We start from the raw sequence: 22,046 nt of genomic DNA on the forward strand, positions 1-22,046 counted from the left end.
GCGACCGGGGCCTGTCCTCTCGGATGAGAGTCGCCGCGGAATACACAATCGCCGTGCGGCGACCCGACGGCGATTCTTTCCCGCCACGTCGCACGGTCTCCAGGCAGCCAACCGGCAATTGGGGGCGGGTAACTTGCCTGCCGGATGCCTGTCCTGGGGCGGGCGCGGAAACCAAGCTTTCCGACAAGCCCGATCCAGGAGACGGAGCCTTGCCGTGCAGCCGAACTTTCGGACCCGAATACCTCCGCCCCCACCGGCGGACGGCCGCCGTGCCGGCCGCGCGGACACCGCGGACCCGCTCGGCTGCCGTGCCGTCGAGCGCCTGCTGTGCGAGCTCTGGAGCGCGCACTTCGGGCACCGGGTCTCGCCGTACGACGACTTCTTCGACCTGGGCGGCGACTCGCTCGCGATCACCACGATCGTGGCCGCCGCCCGGGAACGCGGCCTCCGGGTCCGGAGTTCGGCGGCGCTGCGCCACCCGACGCCGGCCCGGCTGGCCGAGCACCTGACCCTCGGCGGCCCCGGCGCGGGCGGCACACCGACCGGCCCGCCGCGCGCCCTCGCCCTCGACCCCGGGGCCGCCGCCGCGGTGTCCGCGCCGAGCTGGACCGCGGCGGACGTCCGGCCGGAGCCGATAACCGAGGGCGACCCGGCCGCGCCGCTGTTCGTGGTGCATTCCGACCGTCACGTCCGGGCCGAGCGCGCGGCGGTCGCCCGGTGGACCGGTGGCCGGGCCGCCCACGGGTACGCCCTCCCGGGCGCCCGCGGCCCGATCCCGCCGTTCGGGAGCGTCGGGGAGGTCGCCGAGCGGCTGCTCGCGGACCTGCGCGGGCGCCGGCCCGACGGGCCCTACCGGCTGGCCGGCTTCGGCCTCGGCGCGGTGGTCGCCCTCGAACTGGCCCGCAGGCTGCGCGGTTCGGGCGCCGAGGTGGCGCTGCTGGCCCTGGTCGCGCCGCCCGCCGGGCCGGCGCCGGGCGAGCCGGACGCCGGACCCGACGACCTGCTCGGCCGGCGGTTGGCCCTGCTCGCCGGACGGTTCGGGCTCACCGGGGGCGAGAGCCTCGCCGAGATCCACGACCGGATCGCCGAGGAGGAGTGGTACGACGGGACGGTGGGGCCCGGCGACCTCCCCCGGCTCCAACTGGCCTGGGCCCGGCTCGCGTCGGCCGTCCGGGCCCACGCGTACGAGCCGTACGACGGGCGGGCGCTGCTGTTCCTGGACGGCCCGGACCCGCATCCGGCGGAGCGGGCGTGGGCGGGCGCGGCCCGGCCGCCGGACGTCCACCGGCTCGACCACGGGCTCGAATCCCCCCTGGCCGTCATCCACGACCCGCAGGTGGCCGAGACGATGAGGAAGGCGCTCGACGTATGAACGGCGGTACCACGAGTGCAGCGGCGAACCGGGTGATCGCCCGGCTCAGGCCCCCGGAGCGCCCCGCGCTGCGGATCTTCTGCTTCCCGCACGTCGGCGCCGGCGCCGCCGCGTTCAAACCCTGGCTCGACCACCTGCCGCCGGAGGTCGACCTCTGCGCGGTCCGGCCGCCCGGGCGCGAGAACCGGATGCGGGAGGCCCTGCTCACCGACGGGCACGCCCTGATCGACGACCTCCTGCCGCACCTGACCCCGCTGCTCGACCTGCCGTACGCGGTGGTCGGCCACTGCTCCGGCAGTGTGCCGGCCACCGAGCTGGTGCGCCGGCTCGCCGCCGTCGGCGCACCGGCCCCGGTCGAGTTGGTGGTCTCCTCCGCGGAGGGACCGCGGGTGCGGACGGTCGAGGACCCGCCGCTGCACCGGCTGCCCCGCGCCGAACTGCTGGCGCGGGTCGTCAAGTACGGCGGCATGGCCGAACAGGTCCTGGGCGACCAGGACCTGATGGCCATGTTCGAGCGGATCCTCCGGGCCGACTACCAGATCGTCGAGACCCTGGAGTACACCCCGGGCCCGCCGCTCGACCTGCCCGTCACCGTCGTCGGCGGTCGCCGCGACGAGTTCGTGAGCGCCTCGTCGATGGCCGCCTGGAGCACCGAGACGAGCCGCGAGTTCACGCTGCACCTGCTGGACGCGGGTCACTACATCCTCAACGACGCGGGCCCCCTGATCGGGCGGATCGCACGACGGCTGCTGGACCTGGAGGGCGAGGCGTGAGCGCCGGAGACGTCAGACTGCCCAGTGCGTGGCGCACCGACCGGGACGGGGCGACGGCCCACCGGGCCGAGGTCCGCTACGACGACCTGGCCGCCGCCCTGGACGCGCTCGCCGCCACGGCCGGGGCCGACCCGGTCGCGGTACCCGCCGCGGCCCACGTCAAGGTCCTGAACACCCTGGTCGAGGAGGCCGAGTTCAGCACCGACGTGCTCCCGGCCGGGGACGGTCCCGGCCCGCACAGCCTCACCGTGCGGCCCGGTGCCGCGCGGACCTGGCGGGAGCTGGTCGGGCTGGTCGGGACGGCCCTGCGCGCGGTGCGGCCCGCCGCCGGACCGGAGGGCGGGGCGGCCGGTCCCGCCGACCACGTGCTGTTCGCGGCCGACGCCGCCGACCTCGGCAAGCCGGACGACCCGGCCGACCCGGCCCGCCGCCACGGCCTGCGGGTCGGCGTCGACGGCCGGACCCTGGTGCTGCACGCCGACGGCTACCTGGCCGCAGCCGAACTGGACCGGCTGGCCGTCATGTACCGCCGCGTCCTGGAGGCGATGGCGGGGGCGCCGGAGGGTGACGCGGTGGCCGCCGTCCTGCCGGACGGCGAACGGCACGCCGTGCTGCGCCGCTGGGCGCTCGGCCGGAGCGTTCCGCGCGAACCCGTCGGCGTCCTCGAACTCTTCCGGCGCCAGGCGGCCCGGACGCCCGACGCGCCCGCCGTCCGCGCCGACGGACGGACGCTCAGCTACCGCGAACTCGACCTGCGGTCCACCCGGATCGCCCGGCACCTGCTCGCCCGAGGCGCGCGGCCCGAGACGCTCGTCGGCGTCTGCCTGCGGCACGGGGAGGACCTGCTGCCGACGCTCCTCGGCGTCTGGAAGAGCGGCGCGCCGTACCTCCCGCTCGACCCCGACCTGCCCGCCCAGCGGCTGCGCGGCATGGTCGCCGCCGCCGGGTGCCCGCTGGTGGTGACCCGCTCCGAGCACCGCCCGCTGTTCGACCGCCCCGCCGCCGAGGGCCCGGCGGCCGAGGGTTCCGGTCCCGAAGGCTCCGGTCCCGAGGGCCTGGGTTCCGAGGGCCTGGGTGACGAGGCGTTCGTCCTGCTCGACCGGGAGCGCACGGAGATCGACGCGCTGTCCCCGGACCCCGTCGACATCCCCTCCGGACCGGCCCACCTGGCGTACGTCATCTACACCTCCGGGTCGACCGGCGCGCCCAAGGGCGTCATGGTGCACCACGCCGGACTCGCCAACTACGTGCTCTGGACGGCCCTGGAGTACGCCGCCCGGGGCACCGGCGGGTCCCCGCACTTCAGCTCGATCGGCTTCGACCTGGGCGTGCCGAGCCTGTACACGCCGCTGGTCGTCGGACAGCGGGTCGACCTGCTGCCCGACCCGCTCGACCCCGCCGACCTCGGCGCGCTCCTGGTCGACGGTGCGCCCTACAGCTTCATCAAGATGACGCCGGGCCACCTGAACCTGCTCAGCACGGACCTCGAACCCGAGGAGGCGCACGGTCTGGCCGGGCTGGTGATCGCCGCCGGAGACGCCTTCCCGACCGACCTGGCCCGCCGCTGGCACGACCTGGCCGGCCCCGGCGGCACCCCGGTGGCCACCGAGTACGGCCCGACCGAGATCACCGTCGGCAACTCCGGGCAGGTGACCACGGAACTCCCGGACGACGGGCTCGTGCCGCTCGGCCGGCCCATCCCCAACACCACGATGTACGTCCTCGACGACCGGCTCGAACCCGTCCCCGAGGGCGTTCCCGGCGAGGTGTACGTCGGCGGGGCGGGGGTGGCCCGCGGGTACCTCGGAGCGCCCGCACTCACCGCCGAGCGCTTCCTGCCCGACCCCTACGGGCCACCGGGATCGCGCCTGTACCGCACCGGCGACCGCGGCCGCTGGCGCCGGGGCGAGCTGGAGTTCCTCGGCCGCACCGACCACCAGGTGAAGATCCGCGGCTACCGGGTGGAGCCCGGCGAGATCCGGGCCGTGCTGCAACGGCGCCCGGAGATCGTCGAGGCCGTGGTGATCGCCGTCCCCGGGCCGTCGGGGGCCCAGCGGCTCGCGGCGTTCCTGGTGCCCGAGGCGGGCGCCGCCGTCGACGTCGCCCGGGTGCGGGCCGACCTGGCCGGGGACCTGCCCGCGTACATGGTCCCCGCCGAGGTCCGGATCGTCCCGGAGATCCCGCTGACCGCGAACGGCAAGGTCGACACCCGCGCGCTCCAGGCAGGCCTCTGACCCGCGCGGCGTCGCGCCGCCCCCGCCGGCCCGCGACCCGCCACCCCACGTACCCGAAGCACTCAGGAAAGCAGGATCCGGTGAGCGACACGGCTGCGGACAGGACGTACCAAGTAGTGGTCAACCAGGAGGAGCAGTACTCGATCTGGGACGCGGACCGCCGACCGCCGGAGGGCTGGCGGGCCGCCGGCTTCACCGGCGACCGGCGGCAGTGCCTGGCGCACATCACCGCGGTCTGGACGGACCTGCGTCCGCTCGGTGCCCGCGGCGGCCGGCCCACCGCGCAGAGCGAGGCGAGGTAGCCGATGAACCGCCTGCTGCCGGAGCTCTTCCTGGCCCGCGCCAGGGAACACCCCGACGCCCCCGCGGTCGTCGCCGGGACCGACGGGCTCTCCTACGGCGCGCTGGAGCGCTCGGCCCGGCGGGTCGCCGGCGCCCTCGCCGGGCTCGGCGCCGGACCCGAGTCCGTCGTCGCCGTCCTGATGGCCCCCGGGCCGCAGCTGGTCGAGGCACTGCTCGGCGTCTGGCTGGCCGGTGCCTGCTACCTGCCGCTCGACCCCTTCGCCCCGCCCGGGCGGCTGCGCCGGGTCGTCGAGGCGGCGGGTGCGCACCTCACCGTCGTGGACCGGACCTGGTCCGGACGGGGCGCGGAACTCGCCCCGTCGACCGCCGCCCACCTGGTCGACGACCTGCTCGACGCCGGGGACCCGGACACCCCGCCCCTGCCCGCCACCGGGCACCGGGCCGCCTACGTGATCTTCACCTCCGGCTCCACCGGCGCCCCCAAGGGCGTCGTCGTGGACCACGCGGGCATCGCCAACCGCGTGTGCTGGGGCGTCCGCGCCCTGGGCCTCGGCGCCGACGACCGGGTCCTGCAGAAGACCCCGCTCACCTTCGACGCGGCCGGCTGGGAGATCTTCGGCCCGCTGGTCTGCGGCGCCCCGGTGACCTTCGGCCGCCCCGACGCGGGCCGCGACCCCGCCGAACTCGTCGCCTCGATCCGCGAACAGCGGGCCACCGTGGTACAGGTCGTCCCCACCATGCTGCGCCTGCTGGCCGCCGAGCCCGGCCTGGACTCCTGCACGACCCTGCGGACCGTCTGCTCGGCGGGCGAGCCGCTGCACGCCGAACTCTGCCGGCGCGTGCTCGACCGGGTCGACGTGGAGATCTGGAACACCTACGGGCCCACCGAGTGCTCCATCGACGCCCTGGCACAGCGCTTCGACCGCGCGCAGCTCACCGGGGCCGTTCCGATCGGCGAGCCCATCGACAACGCCCGCGTGCTCCTCCTCCCGCCCGGGGACGGCGAGAACGGCGGGGACGCCCCCGCCGGGGACACCGCCGCCGGGGACGGTGATCCGCTGTACGAGCTCTACCTGTGCGGCCCCGGCGTCGCCCGCGGCTACCACGGGGACCCGGCCCGCACCGCGACACGCTTCCTGCCGGACCCCGCCGGGCCGCCCGGCGCCCGGATGTTCCGCACCGGCGACCTCGTCCGCCGCCGCCCGGACGGCGCCCTGGAGTTCGCCGGCCGCATCGACGACCAGCTGAAGGTCAACGGCGTCCGGATCGAACCCGGCGAGGTCGAGGCGGCCCTGGAGACCCACCCCGAGGTGGTCGAGGCCGCCGTCCGGGCGGTCGACGGGCCCGACGGCACCCGGCGCCTGGTGGCCTGGGTGGTCACCTCGCGGACCGGCGCCGCCGAGGACCTCGTCGCCCACCTGCGCGACCGGCTGCCCCCGGCCCTCGTCCCCGCCCTGGTCACCGAGACCGACGCCTTCCCCCGGACCACCAGCGGCAAGACCGACCGGGCCCGGCTGCCCGAGCCCGACTGGTCGTCGGCGCCGGGCCCCGCCGCCCCGGCCCCGCAGACCGCCGAGGAGCGGATCGTGCTGGCGGCCTGGCGGCAACTGCTCGACACCGACGGGATCGGGCCCGACGACGACTTCTTCCGCCTGGGCGGCCACTCGCTGATGCTGACCCGGCTCGCCGCCGGACTCACCAGGGCCTCCGGTCTGGACGTCCCGCTGCGTGACCTGCACTACGCGTCGACCGTGCGGCAGCAGGCCGAACTGCTGTCCCGGGCCTCCGCGGCGCAGCCGATCGAGGCGCTGCCGCCCGGCGCCCGGCTGCCGCTCACCCACGCGCAGGAACGGTTCTGGGTCCTCGACCGGATGTCCCCCCGGAGCCGCGAGTACCTCCTCCCGATCCTGCTCTGGCTGCCCGCCGAGGTGCCCGCCGACCTGGTCGAGGACGCGCTGGCCCGGCTGGTGGAGCGGCACGAGGTGCTGCGCACCCGCTACGTGATGGACGGCCGGGGCCTGGCCGCCGTCGTCGAGCCGGCGGACGCGGCCCCGGTCAAGCTGCGCACCGTCGAGACCACCCCCGACCGGGTCGACGGTCTCGTCGCCGAACAGCTCGGCGAGGGCTTCGACCTGGCGTCCGCGCCGCTGCTGCGGGCCGCGCTGCTGCGGGACGGCGGGCCGGAGCAACTGCTGCTGCTGGTCTGCCACCACATCGTCGGCGACGGCTGGTCCTCCCGGCTGCTCGAACAGGAGCTGCGTGCGACGGTCTCCGCGCTCGGGGAGGGCCGTGAGCCGGTCCTGCCGGAGCCCGCGCTGCGCTACGTCGACGCCGCCGCCTGGCTCCGGGCCCAGCTGACCGACGACCTGCTGGAGGAGCAACTCGCCTACTGGCGCGAAACGCTGGCCGACCTGCCCGCGCTGGAGCTGCCCACCGCCCGCGAACGCGCCGACCGGCGCGGCATCGACGGCACCGGGGTCGTCGTCGACCTGCCCGCGCCGTCCGTCGAGGCGCTTCTCGCGCTCGGCCGCCGGACCGGCGCGACCCCGTACGTGGTCTTCCTGACGCTCTGGACGGTCGCGCTCGCGCGGGCCGCGGGCCAGTGGGACTTCGGGACCGGCTCCCCGCACGCCGGGCGGATCCGCCCGGAGCTGCACGACCTGGTCGGCCTGTTCCTCAACACCGTGGTCCTGCGGCCCCGGCTCACCCCGGACCTGCCCTTCGAGGAGGCGGTGGCCGTGGTCGAGCAGACCTGCCGGGAGTCCTTCGCCCGGCACGCGGCGCCCTTCGAGGCCGTCGCCGAGGCGGTCGCCCCGGCCCGCGACCTCTCCCGGACCCCGCTGTTCCAGAACCTGTTCGCCCTGACCGGCGACGACGGGATCGGTCAGGTCCCGCGCGAGCGCGACCTCGAACTGCTCGGCCGGGCCTGGACGGTGTCCCGCACCGACCTGGCGCTCACGCTCTGGCCGTACCCCGACGGCAGTTACGGGGGAGCCCTGGAGTACTCCTCCGCGCTCTACGACGAGGCGGTGGCGACCGGCCTCGCCGGGCGCCTGCGCGACCTGGCCGAGCGGTTCGCCGCCGACCCGGCCCTGACGGTCGGCGCGGCCGGCCTGGACGAACCGGAGGTGACGGAGGTGCCGGAGTTGACGGAGACGGCGGAGGTGCCGGACGTGGCGGAGGCCGACGGGACGGCCGCGGACGGGACGGCCGCCGCCGGGCTGGAGACGATCCTGGGCTTCGTCCGCGAGCTGCTGGAACTGCCCGACGCCGGCCCCGACGACGACTTCATGACGCACGGCGGCAACTCGCTGCTCGCGGCCCGCCTGCTGTGGAACATCCAGACCGCCTTCGGCGTGGAGGTGTCGATGCGCGCCTTCTTCGACCGGCCCACGGCCACCGACCTCGCCCGGGAGGTCGAGGAACTCCTCCGGGAGTCCGACGGCACCCCCGACCGGCAGGGCGACTCGACAGGGAAGGACACCTGATGGCGGCCGCACCGTCCCGGGGAAGGCGGACCATCGAACCGGCGGACCGGAGCCGTCCGCTGCCGCTCTCCTCCGGCCAGCAGCAGATGTGGCTGCTGCACCAGTTCGCCCCCACCGGCCGGGCCTACCTGATGACCTGGACGCTCCGGCTCTCCGGGCCGCTGGACACCGAGGCGCTGCGCCGCTCCTGGGAACGGCTGGTGACCCGCCACGAGATCCTCCGGACCCGCTACCAGCAGATCGACGACGAGCCCTGCCAACTCGTCGACCCACCCGGGCCGTTCGCCCTGCGCGTGGTCGACCTGGCGGACGAGCCGGCCGCGACCCGTGAGGAGCGCGCCGGGCAGATCGCCGAGTGGGAACGGCGCCGGCCCTTCGACCTGGCCAGGCACCAGCCGGTCCGGGTCACCGTGATCGGGGCCGGCCCGGAACTCCACCTGATGGTCGTCAGCATCCATCACATCGCGGCCGACGAGGACTCCTACCAGGTGATCGTGGCGGAGCTGGCCGCGCTCTACGGGGAGGAGAGCGCCGGCACGCCGTCGGGCCTCGACGAACCGCCCGTCCAGTACGCCGACTTCGCGGTGTGGGAACAGGGCCGCACGACGGACGCGGCGCTCCGCAGGCACCTGGACTACTGGCGGGACGCGCTCGGGGACGTCCGGGACGTGCCGCTGCCGCTGGACCGGCCGCGGCTGGCCCGCGCCGACCGCCGCGGCGGCCTCGTCGACCTGACGGTCGCCCCGGAGACCGCCGACCGCGTCCGCGCGCTCGCCGCAGCCAACCGGGCCACCCCCTTCATGGTGCTGCTGGCGGCGTACCACGTGATGCTCGCCCGGCTGACCGGCAGCGACGACGTGGTGGTGGGGCTCCCGGTCTCGACCCGGACGCCCGATCTGGACGGGCTCCTCGGCTACACCGTCAACACCGTCGTGGTCCGGTCGCGGCACACCGCCGGGCAGACCTTCACCGACCTGGTCGCCCGGATCAGGGCGGGCGTCCTGGACGCCTTCGACCACCGGTTCGTCCCGTTCAAGCGGGTCGTCGACGAGGTGAACCCGGCTCGCGGCCTCGACGAGAACCCGCTGTTCCAGGCCGCCTTCGACATGGAGGCGGCCGGGGAGGACGGCGGCTTCCGGCTGCCCGGCCTGACGGTCGAGCGGACCGGCTCCGGCGTCGCGCCCGACGCCAAGTTCGACCTCAACATGCACGTCGCCGCCACCGACGACGGGCGGTTCGTCGTCCGGCTGGAGTACGCCGCGGCGGTGCTCGACGAGGCCACCGTGCAGGGCTGGGCCGCGGCCTGGGAACCGCTGCTCGACGCGCTGGTGCGCGAGCCCCTCGCGCCGCTCCCCGCCGGCAGGCCGGCCGCCCCGGACCGGGCCGCCGGACCGGGCACCGCCACCGCACCGGGCACGGAACCGGACGGTCCGGGGCCGGCCCCGGGCGGGACCCGCGCCACGGCCGCCCTGGCCGCGACGCTGCACCGGATCTGGGCCGAGGTCCTGGAACTGGACGCCGTCGGCCCGCAGGACAACTTCTTCGACGTCGGCGGCGACTCGCTGCGCGCCGTGGCGCTGTCCGGCCGGCTGCGCGCGGAGGGCCTGGAGGTGTCGGCCACCGACATCTTCGCCTACCAGAGCATCGAGGAACTGGCCGAGTGGTGCGCGGAGCAGACCTCCGGCACCGGGCCCGACCTCCCCGTCCGGGTCGCCCCCTTCGCCCAGCTGTCCCCGGAGGACCGCGCGGCCCTGCCGCCCGACGCCGTGGACGCCTACCCGCTGACGGCGACCCAGCTCGGCATGCTCATCGAGCTGCGGGCCCGGCCCGACGTCAACACCTACCAGGACACCACCTCCTACCTGGTCCGCGACGAGGAGCCGCTGGACCACGCCGCGCTCCGGCGGGCCACCCAGCTGGTCGTCGACCGGCACGAGGTCCTGCGGACCGGCTTCGACCTGAACCGGTACTCGGTGCCCCTCCAACTGGTGCACCGCGCCGCCCTGATCGACGTCGGCGTCACCGACCACGGCGTCCTCGGACCGGGCGGCTGGCGGCCGGCGCTGGAGGAGTACGCGGCCGGCGAGCGCCGCAACCCGATGGACATCGCCGCCGCGCCGCTGATCCGCGTCCACGGCCACCGCGCCGAGGACGCCAAGGAGTGGTGGATCACCATCACGGAGTGCCACCCCATTCTGGAGGGCTTCAGCTTCCACACGATGCTGATGGAGATCCTCACCGGCTACTACGAGCTGCGCGCGGGCCGCACCCCCGCCGAGCCCGAGCCGGTGGCCTTCCGGTACGCGGACTACGTCGCCGCCGAGGCGGCGGCGCGCGAGTCCGAGGAGCACCGCGCCTTCTGGCGCGGCGTGGTCGAGGGCCGGACCGGCACCGCCCTGCCGACCGCCTGGCAGGGCGACCGGGCGCTCGCCCGCGAGCGGTACCAGCACATGCTGGACTTCCGCGACCTGGAGGACGACCTGCGCCGGCTGGCGAGCGAGACCGGCACGTCGATGAAGGCCGTGCTGCTGGCCGCGCACATGAAGGTCATGAGCGCGGTCGTGGCCACCGAGGACTTCTACACCGGACTGGTCTGCGACGCGCGGCCCGAGGTCCTGGGCGCCGACCGGGTCCTCGGCATGTACCTCAACACGCTGCCGTTCGCCATGCCCACCGGGGCGCTCACCTGGGGCGGGCTGGTCAAGGCGGTCTACGACGGACTGACCGGGCTCTGGCCGCACCGGGTCTTCCCGATGCAGGTCATCCAGCAGGAGTTCGGCCCCGGCGGCCGGCTGCTGGACGTGTTCTTCAACTACCTGGACTTCCGCCAGGTCGACAGGAGCCTGCTCGACGAGGACGCGACGTACAACGACAACGACAACGAGTTCGCGCTGCACGTCTTCACCATCTCGGGGATCCTCAAGCTCAACACGACCAGCCACCGGTTGAGCCGGGCCGCCGCCGTCCGGCTCACCGCCCTCTACCGGACGGTGCTGGAGCGGATGTCCCTCGGACCGGAGGGGGACGCCCGCGCCGACTGCCTGCCGGCGCGCGAGCGGGAGAGCCTGCGGGTCCTGGACCGTACGGAGCACACCGGGCGCACGGCGAAGCGGACGGACGAGCGAACGGACGAGCGAACGGACGAGCGTGCGGCGAGCGTCACCGGGGCCTTCGCCCGGGTGCTGGCGGCGCACCCGGACGACCCCGCGCTCCGCTACGGCGACCGGGTGACCGGCTACCGGCAGCTCGACGCCAGGGCCGAGGAGATCGCCCGGGGCCTGCGCGAGCGCGGCGTCGGTCCGGGCTCGCTGGTCGCGGTCGCGCCCGAGCGGGGGCCCGACACGGTCGCCGCGGTGCTCGCCGTCTGGCGTCTGGGCGCCTCCTTCGGCCTCGCCCCGGACGACTCAGGCGGCCCCGCCCTGCCCGTCCTGCCCGTCCTCGCGCAGCCCGCGGTGATCCCCGGGGACACCGCCTGCGTCCTGCCCGGCGCCCCCGGAACGGCCGTGACGCACCGCTCCCTGGCCCGCGCCCTGCAGCGGGTCCACGCCGAACTCGACGCGCGCGGGGCGGGCAGCGGCCGGGGCTCGTCCTGGCTCTGCGCCGCACCGCCGGTGACCGCCGCCGGGCTGGTCGAGGTGCTCGCCGCGCTCACCTCCGGGGCCTGCGCCGTCCTCACCTCCGCCCCGCTGCCCGACGCCGTCCCCGAGATGCGGGAGCTGATCGCGGGCGGGCGGGTGACGCACCTGTGGACGACCCCGCTGGTCGCGGAACGCGTGCTCGACCCGGCCCCGCGGCCGGTCACCGTCCTCCTCGGCGGCGACGTCCACGCCGGCCCCGCCCCGGCGGCCGGTCTGCGCTCCCGGGCCCGGGTGATCGAGGTCCTGGACGCCGACGGGCTGCTCGGCCCGGTGGCCTTCGACGGCAGGCCGGTGCCGGGCCTGGCCCTGCGGGTCGCCGACGACCGGCAGCGCCGGGTGCCGGTCGGCGTGGTGGGGGAGCTCTGCGTCGACGACCCGGACGCGGACACCGACGGCGGGCGACCGCACCGCACGGGCCGGCTGGCCCGGCTCGGCCGCAGCGGGCGGCTGGAGCCGCTCGGCCCGGTCGGCGGCCCGCACCGGACCGCGGAACTGCTCGGACTGCACCCCTCGGTGCGGGACTGCCGGGTGGTGGTCCGTCAGGACCCGGCCCGCCAGGACCCGGAGCCGGCGAAGGCGCCCGGGCCTGCCGGACCGCGGCTGATCGGGTACGTGCGCACCGTGACCGAGGAGTTCGCGCCGGACGAGGTGCGCCGGGCGCTCGCCGAACGCAGGCTGCCGCGCCACCTCATCCCGGACGCGCTGGTCGTGGTCGACGAGTGGCCGCTCACCGGGTCCGGCACGGTCGACCCGGACCGTCTGCCCGAGCCGTCCGCCGCGCCGCCCGCCGACGGGCCGGACGAACTGCCCTGGGACGACGGCTTCGCCGACCTCCTGCGCGAGGTACTGGCCGGCGCGTCGTACGAGGGCGCGCTCGAACCGGACGTGCCGCTCGCCGACATCGGTCTGAACTCGATGGCCACCGTCGGCCTGATGGTCGCCATCGAGCAGCTCTACGACATCGTCTTCCCCGACGACTTCCAGGTCGTCGACATGTTCCGGACGCCCCGGATGCTGTGGGAGGCGGTCACCGGGCTCCGCGCTGCGGATCTCTGACGCCGCGGGGGACGGCACGGCCGCGGGGCCGGCACCGACATCACGTCGGTGCCGGCCCCGGCCCGTCCCCGCCCGCCGTCCCCGGGCCACCGCGCCGGGCGGTTCCGGAAACGCCGACGCGGCCCGGCCGGAGCCGGGCCGCGTCGGGGGCGGGCCCTACAGGAGCGGGTCGACGACGATCTCGATCGCCGTCGCGGCGGCCAGGGCGTTGGCCACGGCCTCCTCCCGGTCGGCGCCGTGGGCGACGATCTCGCCGACCCGCGCGCCCGAGGCGGTGAGCGGCGGCACCGTCCCGCCCGGCTCGACGGACACCCAGACGTACTCGACGCCGGGGGAGGACTGGGCGGCGTCGAGACCGCGCACCTCGCGCACCACGCCAGGGGCCGCGTCCACGAACCGGACCGCCGCCCCGCGGACCGGGGCCGCGGCCATCTCCGGCTCCTTCCCCTCCAGCACGTCGAGGTAGCCGCGGAACAGGTCGCTGCCGTAGGCGAGGCCGATCAGGAACGGGATGTAGTCCCCCGGGAGGCGGGCGGCGCATTCGAGGAGGTGGGGCACTCCGTCCCGGAGGATCCACTCGGCGTGCAGGATGCCGGTGCGGAACCCGGTCGCGGTGACCAGCGTGCGCATGGCCGGCTCCGCCGCCGCACCGGCCGGGGCCGGCACGACGTGACCGCGCTCGACCGGGTGCGGGCCGGGGTAGAGCTCCGTCTCGGTGGTGTTGAGGAAGACCACGCGGCCGTCCAGCACCAGCGCCTCGACGCTGAACTCGCCGCCGTGCAGCCACTCCTCGACCACGTAGCCGGACGCGCCGGCGTGTGCGGTGCGCAGGTGCGGCTGGTCGGCGGACGCCGTCCGCTTCCAGGCCTCGTCGAGGTCGTCCCCGGGGCCGAGGAGCTGGACGCCGAGGCTGCCCTGGAGGTGGGTCGGCTTCAGGACGCACTCCCCGCGGTGCGCGTCGCGGAAGCGGGCGACCTCCTCCGGGCCGTCGATCCGCTGCCAGTCCGGCTGGGCGATGCCGGCCGGCTGCGTGGCCTCCCGCAGCAGCGACTTGTCGCGGAAGAGCCGGACGGCGTCGGGCCCGCCGTTCGGCAGCCCCCACGCCTCGGCGAGTTCGGCGGCCGGGACGACCGTGTACTCCAGGGCGGGCAGTACGGCGCGGACGGCGTCCGGCCGGTCGACGTGGTCCGCGAGCCGGACGGTGCCGTTCTGGACGGGGGCCGCGACGAACCCGGCCGCGCAGCGGAACCTCGGGAGCTGCCCGGCGACGTCGCGGGCCTCGCAGATCGTCGGCTCCTCGACGACCAGGACCGAGCCGGGGGGCAGGACCCGCTCCAGCTGGTTCAGCAGGCCGACGCTGAATCCGACCACGACGTGGGTGACTTCGGGAGAGTCCATGTGCGTGTTCACGCCTCCTCGGCGGGGGTGATGGTTGCTTCGATCCGGCTGAACGCCTCGTTCAGGACCCGGTCGCAGGTGGCGGCGTCGGGTCCGGTGGCGACGACCGCGGCCAGCCGCGGCACCACGCCGCGGGGCGGGAGCAGCAGTCGCTGACCCGGCTCGGCCAGGGCCACCACCCTTTCCACGCCCGGTACTTCGCGGGCGCCGGAGACGTCCAGGCGGGCGACCGTGCCGTCCTGCGCGGGGTAGAGGAACCGCACCTCGGCGCAGTCGTCGCGGACCGGCCGCAGGTCGGGGACCAGGCCGAGGGCCGTGTCCAGGGCGGCGGCGGTCAGGTCCACGCCGGTGGCGAGCCGGCCGAGCAGCGGGATGAAGTCGCCGCCGAGCCGCCCGTTGAGCTCCACCAGGCGCGGGCCGCGGGCGGTGAGCCGCAGCTCGGCGTGGGTCACACCGGTGGTCACCCCGAGCGCCGCGTGGATCCGGGCGACCAGGTCGGTCGTCTCCCCGGCCCACGGCTCGTGGTACCACGGTGCGACCAGGTGCCCGACCTCCTCGAAGAACGGGGGGTAGCCGATCCGCTTCCGCGCCAGGTTGACGGCGTGCACCTCGCCCGCGACCACCACGCAGTCCAGGCTGATCTCCGGACCGTCCAGGTACTCCTCGATCAGCAGGCCGTCGAGCGGGTCGAGGCCGGTGAACGCGGCCCGGTCGGCGTGCCGGTGCAGCTCGGTGAGCGCGGTGGGCGAGGCCGCCAGGACCACGCCGCTGCTGCCCGCCAGGGCCCGGGGCTTGACCACCACCGGGTACCCGATCGACTCCGCCGCCGCGAGCGCCTCGTCCAGGCCGTGCGCGACCGCGTAGCGCGCGGACGGCAGCCCGGCCTGCTCCAGCAGGCGCCGGGTCCGGAGCTTGTCGCGGCAGTTGCGGACCGCCTCCGGGGACATGTGGGGCAGCCCGAGCCGCTCGGCCGCCTCGGCGGTCCGCTCCAGCTGCACCTCGCTCCAGGTGAGCAGGCCGACCGGTCCGGTGTCCCCGGCCAGGGCCTCGGCGACGGCCCGGGTGAGCGCGTCGGCGTCCCCGGTGTCCGCCACCAGGTGGCCGGCCAGGTACGGCAGTTCCCAGTCGGCGGGCGCGTCGTTCACCGTGGACACCCGGCCGTGCGCCGCCGCGTCCCGGAGCGCGTACTCCCGGTAGACGCGGCCACCGGTGCCGACCAGGACCACGTGGGGCGGGCGGGCCGGGTCGACCGGCTCGCAGCGGTAGTCGAGCCGGTCGACCGTGCGCCTGATCGCGCGCTCCACGTCGGCGGTGGTGCGGCCGCGGAAGCGGAACCGCGCGCCGGAGTGCTCGTACCCGGGGAGGTCGGCCAGGTGGCGTCCCGGGGCCGGGAGCCGCTCGGCGTACGGCCCGTCCTCCAGGCCGGTCTGCGGCGTCGCCGCGAGGACCCGGCACGGGCGCGCGGCGGGGGTCGGTACGAGCAGCCAGCCGCCGTACTCGCCCTCGTCGTCGCCCTCGTGGTCACCCTCGTGCCCGTCCTCGGCCCGGTCCGCCGGGAACGGGAACGCGGGCAGCGGCCGGCCGAGCTGGATGTCGACGGCGGCGGCCATCAGGTCGACGCCGTGCACCTCGCGCCAGACGAACGGGACCTCCGCCCCGCCGGGCCGCGCGCCCACCTCCAGGACGTGGAACTCCGGTTCGGAGCCGTCCGCGGAGGCGAACAGTTCGAGGTGGAACACCCACGGCTCGGCCGACATCGCCAGCACGGCGCGCCGGGTGAACTCGCCGACGGCCTTGAGCAGCGCCGGGTCGTCGATCTCGGCCGAGCCGAGCGCGTCCCCCCGGGTGAAGTCCAGGCAGGTGTTGAGGTAGCGCGAGGCGCGCCAGACCCGCAGGTCGCCGTCGGCGGCGACCCCGTCGACGTGCAGGATCTCGTGCGGCACGTACGACTGCACCAGGACGGCGACGTCCGGCGGGAAGGCGTACGCCGCCAGGTCCTCCGGGCCGTCGAGCCGCGAGACGTGCGAACTCGCCGTCCCGCGGACCGGTTTGAGGATCACCGGCCAGCCGTGCCGGTCGGCGAAGCCGGCGACCGCCGCCCGGTCCGGGGCGGGCCCGGTGGCCGGGACCGGGACGCCCTGCGCGGCGAGCCTTCGGGCCATCGCCAGCTTGTCGCGGAACGGCCGCAGCCGGGCGGGCGTCTCGCCGGGCACGCCCAGCTCCTCACGGAGCTCGGCGGCGACGTCGAGGTCCACCTCGTGCAGCGCCACGATCCGCGCGGGCGCGCCGTGTTCGGCGGTCAGCCGGTCGACGGCGGCCCGCACCGCGGCGCGGTCCTCGGTGCTCGGGACGACGGCCACGGCGGCGGAGGCCGAGGCGGGGATCCCGGTCCGGCCGCCCGGGGTGGTCACGTAGCTGACCCGGTACGCGGTGTGGTCCAGGTAGGCGGCGTAGTCGGCGTAGGAGTCGGTCCACCGGTGGAGCACGACGACGTGGGCGGCGGCCGGGGCGGCGGACGGGGCTGAGGACGGGGCGGCGGGCACGGGCGGCTCCAGGGACGGCGGGCAGGGAACCCGGGTGTGAGGACCGGTTCGGGTGAGCGGTGACCGGTTCAGGAGGCGGAGTCCGCCAGCCTGGCGACGGTTCCCCGGAGGAGGTCGAGGGTCAGGGCGTCGCCGAGGCCCATGGTCCGCAGGCGCAGTTCGAGCGCCTGCTCGCCCTCGTTGGTGACACGCAGGTAGCAGGGGTGCCCGATCCGGGAGAAGGGGTCCTCCCGGACCGGTCCGGTCTCGTCCTCGGCGCACGGCGGCGGCGCCTCGCCCGGCAGGAAGTTGAAGGCGAAGGTCGCCCGGTAGGGGTCCCGGTCGCGGCGGACGGTGTCGCGCAGCGCGTCGACCTCGTCCACGTCGTACATCCCGTACCGGAAGGCGGTCAGGCTCCGGGTGTGGACGTGGCGGGCGTACGGCCCGAACTCCTCCGGGCCGGAGTCGAACGGGGCCGCCGCCCACTGGTTCATCGAGCTGACCACGCCGTTCCACGGAGGGACGAAGCGGTTGGAGGACATCAGCTGGCCGACCAGGGCGCCCGGTCCGGCCGCGACCGCCGCGGTCCGGGCGAAGGCGGCCAGCACGACGCTGGACAGCGGCACGGAGAGCTCCTCGGCGAGCCGGCGCGCGGCGGCGTGGGCCGCCCGGGAGCGGACGGTGTACTGGACGGCCTCGTCCTGGACGGCCTCGTCCTGAGCGGTGTCCTGGGCGGCGCCGGGGCCCGCGGGGCCGAGCTGTGCGGCGGAGAGGCCGAAGACCCGCTCCCAGTAGCCGGTCAGCGCGGCCCGGCGCGCCCCGCGGCCGGCCGCGTGCTGCCACACCGCCAGCTCCCGGGGCGTGGGCGGCGGGGCGCCGTCCGACGGCTTGCCCCGCTCCAGGGCGGTGCGGAACCCGGACTCCAGGATGCCGAGGCTCCAGCCGTCCGCGACGATGTGGTGCTTGATCACCACGACCGCGCGGGGCCGGCCGTGCTCGGTCGCGACGCGGAACCGCCACGCGGGCGCGGCGCCCAGGTCGAAGGGCTCGGCGGCCAGCGCGGCGGTCATCCCGTCGAAGGTCTCGGCGGTGCACTCGACCACGCCGGCGTCGACTCCGTCGGCGGTCGGCAGCACCCGCTGGGACGGCGCGAACGGGTCCGACACGTCGTAGACGGTCCGCAGCGACTCGTGGCGCGCGGCGAGCGCGAGGACGGCGTCCCGCACCTCGGCGACGGTGACCCCGGCCCCGTCCTCGGGCGGGATCCACACCGTCCGGACGTTGGCCTCGTGCCACCGGCCGCGCGCCAGGTGCCTGACGTCGCGCCAGACCGACAGCTGGCCGTACGAGAGGGGAACCGGCTCGTTCACGGAGGACTCCGTTCGTTCGTGTGGCGCCCGACCTGCGCCCGAGGCTGACGCCGGGTCAGCCTAGGAGCGCCGCGTCGACCGGGAACAGGCAAGAGGGCGGCAGCCGGGGCCCCGGTCCGCAGGCAGCAAAGTTGCCTGCCGCTTACCTGGACGCGGCCGGGAGCGCATCCCACTGTGGAGGTGATGTTCCGTGACCCGCCGGGCCGACGACGAGAGGTGTTGCCGTGGCCGAGGAAGTGCCGGACCTCCGGCTGTTCACGACCGTTCCGCCGCCCGCGGACCGGCACGGCTACCTCGGGGTGGTCCGGCAGGCCGCCCGGCTGGCGGAGGAGGCCGGCTTCCGGGGGGCGCTCGTCTACTCCGACAACAACACGGTCGACCCCTGGGTCGTCGCCCAGGAGGTGCTCGCCGCCACCGCCGACTTCGCCCCGCTGGTCGCCGTGCAGCCCGTGTACGCCCACCCGTACGCGGTCGCCCAGCGGATCGCGAGCTACGGCATGCTCTACGGGCGCCGGATCGCCCTCAACCTGGTGGCCGGAGGCGTCGTCGGCGACCTCACCGCGCTGGGCGACGCGACCCCGCACGACGACCGCTACCTGCGGCTGACCGAGTACGCGCAGCTGGTCGGCCTGCTGCTGGCCGGTGCGGGCCCGGTGACCTTCGAGGGCCGCTACTACCGGGCCCGCAACCTGCCGCTGGCCCCCGCGCTGCCCGCCGGGCTGGCGCCGGAGCTGTACATGTCCGGCTCCTCCGAGGCCGGCCGCCGGGCGGCCGGGACACTCGGCGCCGTCCCCGTCCGCTACCCCGTGCCGCCCGGCCCGGGCACCGAGGGGGATCTCGGCGGCCTCGACGGCGGGGGCGTCCGGATCGGGATCATCGCCCGCGACACCGACCGGGAGGCGTGGACCGTGGCCCACGAGCGCTTCCCGGCGAGCCGGGCCGGCCGGCTCGCGCAGATGCTGGCGCGCGGCGTCTCCGACTCGGAGTGGGTGGCCCGGCTGTCCGCCGCCGACGAGTTCCCCGGCGGGCCGGACAGCCCCTACTGGATGGGCCCGTTCCGCACCTACGCGACCTTCTGCCCCTACCTCGTGGGCAGCCACGAGAAGGTCGAGGCCGAGATCGCCCGCTACCTCGACGCCGGGTGCCGGACGTTCATCATGGACACCGCGCGCGCCGCGTCCGACTACACCGCCACGGCCGCGGCCTTCGCCGGGGCCCGGCGCCGCCGCCGCGGCGGACCGGACGCGGCGCCGGTGGGACCGTGAACGCCGACACCGGTGTCGGAGCCGGCGCGGGCGTCGGGACCCCGGTGCTCCGGACCACCGACCCGCTCGCGCTGCGCCGGGTCTACGGCGCCTTCCCTACCGGCGTGACCGCGCTGGCGGCGCTGGTCGACGGCGAGCCGGTCGGGATGACCGCGTCGTCCTTCGTCCCGGTGTCGCTCGACCCGCCGCTGGTCTCCGTCTGCGCCGGGCTCGCCTCGACCACCTGGCCGCGGCTGCGGCGGACCGCCCGGCTCGGTGTGAGCGTGCTGAGCGGCGATCAGGAAGGTGTCTGCCGGCAGCTGTCCGCGCGCGGCGTCGAACGCTTCGCCGGGCTCGACTGGTACCGGACCGGGGAGGGCGCGGTCCTGCTGGACGGCGCGTGCGCCTGGTACGACTGCTCGGTCGAGCGCGAGATCACCGCCGGGGACCACCGGATCGTCCTGCTGCGGGTGCACGTCATGGGCGTCGAGCCGCAGACCCCGCCCCTGGTCTTCCACGGCAGCCGCTACCGCCGGCTCGCCGGGTCCTGAGGACCGCGGTCAGCGGGCGACCCGCTGACCGCAGTGTCCGGGACGGTGCGCCTGCGGGCGGTCCGGCGGCGGGGCCGCGCCCTCCCGTGCGTACAGGTGGATCAGCCGCGGCACGGCGTAGACCGCCCGGTGCGCGGTGACCTCGTCGACCGGCGAGGTCACCATGCCGGCGCTGATCAGGGCCTCCAGCTCCCGCAGTGCGGCGCTCTCGTCGCAGTGGAGCGCGGCGGCGGCCTCGGCGAGGGTGAACGGGCGGGCCAGCGGGAGCCGCGCGAGGCGCAGCAGCGCCGCCCGGCCCGAGGGCGTCAGCTCGCGCCAGCAGCGCGCGAGGTGCGGGCGGACGGCGACGTCGCCGGCGGCGAGCTCGTCGAGCACCGCGTCCGGGTCGGCCAGCCGGGCGGCGTACTCGCGCAGCGGGAGGTGCCGCAGGACGGCGAGCTTCAGCCCGCCGGCGCGCACCGCGAGGGGCAGCATCCCGGTCGCGTCGACGATCTCCTCCGCGGCCGCGAGGTCGCTGCGCAGACGGTCCGGGCCGATGATCCGGCCGAGCAGCTCCAGCGCCTCGTCCGGCGAGTAGGGGGGCGGTTCGACCCGGTGCACCGGTGCGAGGCCGGCCAGGTGGACGCGCGAGGTGACCACGGCGGCGCTCACGCCGTCGGCGGGCAGCAGCGCCCGGGCGACCGTCTCGTCCGGAACGTCGTCGAGGATCAGCAGCACCCTGCGGTCGGCCAGCCAGGCGTGCCACCGGGCGACCGTCCGGCAGGGGTCGTCGGCGGGCTGCTCGGCCATGCCGGCCAGCCGTGCGACGTCGCCCAGCACCTCCTGCCAGGACCGGGGCGACCCGTCCTCGGTGCGGGACCGCACCAGCATCCGGCCTTCCGGGAAGTCGGCCTGCAACAGGTGCGCGATGCGGACGGCGAGCGTGGTCTTCCCGATCCCGGCGGGGCCCACCAGGGCCGCCACCCGGCCGCCGTCGACGAGCAGTTCCCGCAGCTCGCGCACCTGCTCCGTGCGGCCGGTGAAGTCCGCGGTGTCGGGCGGCAGGACGGTCCGGGCGGGTCCGCCGGCCGGACCAGGCCGTCCGCCGCCGCGCCGGGCGGCCAGGATGCGGCGGTATTGCCGCTCCAGGGCCGGGCTCGGCGACAGGCCCAGCTCGCGGGCCAGCAGCTGCCGGTACCGGTCGTAGGCGGCCAGGGCCTCGGCCTGGCGGCCCAGCACGTGCAGGGTGTTCATCCGGGCCGCCTGCAGCCGTTCGCGCAGCGGGTGCCGTTCGATCAGCTCGCCGACGCCCTCCGCGACCGCGGCGATGGCGCCGCCGCGTTCCAGCTCCGTCTCGGCCCAGTCCTCGTAGCCGCCGAGGCAGCGCTCCTCCAGCCGGGCGGCCTCGGCCCGGACCATGGGGGAGCAGCGCAGGCCGGCGAACGGGTCGCCCTGCCAGAGGTCCAGTGCCTGGCGGAACAGGCCCGCCGCCGCGTCGAGTTCGCCGGCGACCGCGGCGGTCCGGCCGGCCTGGGCGAGGTCCTGGAACCGCGAGACGTCGTACTCCGACCGCTCCGTCCGCAGGCAGTAGCCGCCGTAGTCGTGGACGATCCGGGCCCGGTCGCCGTCGCCGCCCTCGCCGGCCTCGTCGCCGAGCAGCCGGCGCAGGGCGGACACGTAGACGTGGAGGTTCTTGCGGGCCGTCCGCGGCGGCTCGTCCTGCCAGACGGCCTCCGTCAGCAGCTCCAGCGAGACGGGGCGGTTGGGGCAGCAGAGCAGCATGGCCAGGACCAGCCGCTGTTTGGGCGGTCCGAGCGGCACCGGCCGGCCGGCGACCTCGACCTGGAGGGGGCCGAGGACCGAGAACCGCACTGTGGTCCGCCGCTGCTCGTCCAAGGACTCCTCCAACGGGTGTCGGTCGCGGTGGTCCGGCGTGGCGGGGGCGTCGCCCGGGACCGCTCGCATCGGGCCGGTCCGGCCGGCGCCCTGCCGGGGGGCGGGCCGCCGCCCCCACCGTGATCTTCCCGATCCTCGCGCGGCCGGACAACGGGGGACTCTGCCTATGTTCTGGCCGCGGCCCCCGACCAGTCCGGTCCGCCCGCCCCCATGAACCCGGAC

General features: G+C 76.1%; 12 protein-coding genes. 8 read left to right on the forward strand and 4 right to left on the reverse strand.

Going from position 1 to position 22,046, the window contains the following annotated elements:
- The first annotated feature begins 214 nt into the window (after window positions 1-214).
- The 6 genes from PUR61_RS38130 to PUR61_RS38155 all read left to right on the forward strand — a co-directional run bounded on the left by PUR61_RS38130 (window position 215) and on the right by PUR61_RS38155 (window position 12,864).
- The gene (locus PUR61_RS38130) at window positions 215-1,372 is read left to right on the forward strand and encodes a thioesterase domain-containing protein (RefSeq protein ID WP_329884336.1); all 1,158 of its coding nucleotides are present in this window, start codon (window positions 215-217) and stop codon (window positions 1,370-1,372) included.
- The gene (locus PUR61_RS38135) at window positions 1,369-2,145 is read left to right on the forward strand and encodes a thioesterase II family protein (RefSeq protein WP_329884338.1); all 777 of its coding nucleotides are present in this window, start codon (window positions 1,369-1,371) and stop codon (window positions 2,143-2,145) included. The genes PUR61_RS38130 and PUR61_RS38135 overlap by 4 nt, the downstream gene beginning before the upstream one ends.
- Window positions 2,142-4,379 carry an amino acid adenylation domain-containing protein gene (locus PUR61_RS38140; RefSeq protein WP_329884342.1) on the forward strand — a complete coding sequence of 746 codons (2,238 nt, stop codon included), beginning with the start codon at window positions 2,142-2,144 and terminating at the stop codon, window positions 4,377-4,379. The genes PUR61_RS38135 and PUR61_RS38140 overlap by 4 nt, the downstream gene beginning before the upstream one ends.
- Window positions 4,380-4,459: 80 nt before the next feature.
- On the forward strand, window positions 4,460-4,681 hold the full coding sequence (locus PUR61_RS38145; RefSeq protein WP_329884344.1) for an MbtH family protein: 222 nt from the start codon (window positions 4,460-4,462) through the stop codon (window positions 4,679-4,681).
- A gap of 3 nt (window positions 4,682-4,684) precedes the next feature.
- Window positions 4,685-8,170, forward strand: coding sequence for an amino acid adenylation domain-containing protein (locus tag PUR61_RS38150; protein ID WP_329884346.1), 3,486 nt, complete (start codon window positions 4,685-4,687; stop codon window positions 8,168-8,170).
- Entirely contained in the window at window positions 8,170-12,864 is a 4,695-nt protein-coding gene (locus PUR61_RS38155; RefSeq protein WP_329884347.1) for a condensation domain-containing protein, read from the forward strand. Before PUR61_RS38150 ends, PUR61_RS38155 begins: the two co-directional genes overlap by 1 nt.
- 156 nt (window positions 12,865-13,020) lie before the next feature.
- On the opposite strand, the gene PUR61_RS38160 is transcribed toward PUR61_RS38155, so the two are convergent.
- The 3 genes from PUR61_RS38160 to PUR61_RS38170 form a co-directional block, all read right to left on the reverse strand.
- Window positions 13,021-14,262, reverse strand: coding sequence for an ATP-grasp domain-containing protein (locus tag PUR61_RS38160; protein WP_329884348.1), 1,242 nt, complete (start codon window positions 14,260-14,262; stop codon window positions 13,021-13,023).
- 8 nt (window positions 14,263-14,270) lie between these two features.
- Window positions 14,271-16,805: an ATP-grasp domain-containing protein gene (locus PUR61_RS38165; protein WP_329884350.1), complete on the reverse strand. Its 2,535-nt coding sequence runs from the start codon at window positions 16,803-16,805 to the stop codon at window positions 14,271-14,273.
- 68 nt (window positions 16,806-16,873) lie between these two features.
- Complete coding sequence (locus PUR61_RS38170) at window positions 16,874-18,154, reverse strand: condensation domain-containing protein (protein ID WP_329884352.1); 1,281 nt, start codon at window positions 18,152-18,154, stop codon at window positions 16,874-16,876.
- Window positions 18,155-18,378: 224 nt separating this feature from the next.
- Between PUR61_RS38170 and PUR61_RS38175 the strand changes: the two genes are divergently transcribed.
- Window positions 18,379-19,419: an LLM class flavin-dependent oxidoreductase gene (locus tag PUR61_RS38175; protein WP_329884353.1), complete on the forward strand. Its 1,041-nt coding sequence runs from the start codon at window positions 18,379-18,381 to the stop codon at window positions 19,417-19,419.
- Complete coding sequence (locus tag PUR61_RS38180) at window positions 19,416-19,949, forward strand: flavin reductase family protein (RefSeq protein ID WP_329884354.1); 534 nt, start codon at window positions 19,416-19,418, stop codon at window positions 19,947-19,949. The genes PUR61_RS38175 and PUR61_RS38180 overlap by 4 nt, the downstream gene beginning before the upstream one ends.
- 9 nt (window positions 19,950-19,958) lie before the next feature.
- On the opposite strand, the gene PUR61_RS38185 is transcribed toward PUR61_RS38180, so the two are convergent.
- Entirely contained in the window at window positions 19,959-21,893 is a 1,935-nt protein-coding gene (locus tag PUR61_RS38185) for an AfsR/SARP family transcriptional regulator (protein WP_329884356.1), read from the reverse strand.
- Window positions 21,894-22,046 lie beyond the last annotated feature (153 nt).

It is taken from the genome of Streptomyces sp. BE20 (genome assembly GCF_036322525.1).
Classification (GTDB): domain Bacteria; phylum Actinomycetota; class Actinomycetes; order Streptomycetales; family Streptomycetaceae; genus Kitasatospora.

Coding starts and splice junctions, on each gene's coding strand:
- PUR61_RS38185 (WP_329884356.1), bottom strand. CDS start 21,893: ATGCGAGCGGTCCCGGGCGACGCCCCCGCCACGCCGGACCACCGCGAC.
- PUR61_RS38135 (WP_329884338.1), top strand. CDS start 1,369: ATGAACGGCGGTACCACGAGTGCAGCGGCGAACCGGGTGATCGCCCGG.
- PUR61_RS38155 (WP_329884347.1), top strand. CDS start 8,170: ATGGCGGCCGCACCGTCCCGGGGAAGGCGGACCATCGAACCGGCGGAC.
- PUR61_RS38150 (WP_329884346.1), top strand. CDS start 4,685: ATGAACCGCCTGCTGCCGGAGCTCTTCCTGGCCCGCGCCAGGGAACAC.
- PUR61_RS38160 (WP_329884348.1), bottom strand. CDS start 14,262: ATGGACTCTCCCGAAGTCACCCACGTCGTGGTCGGATTCAGCGTCGGC.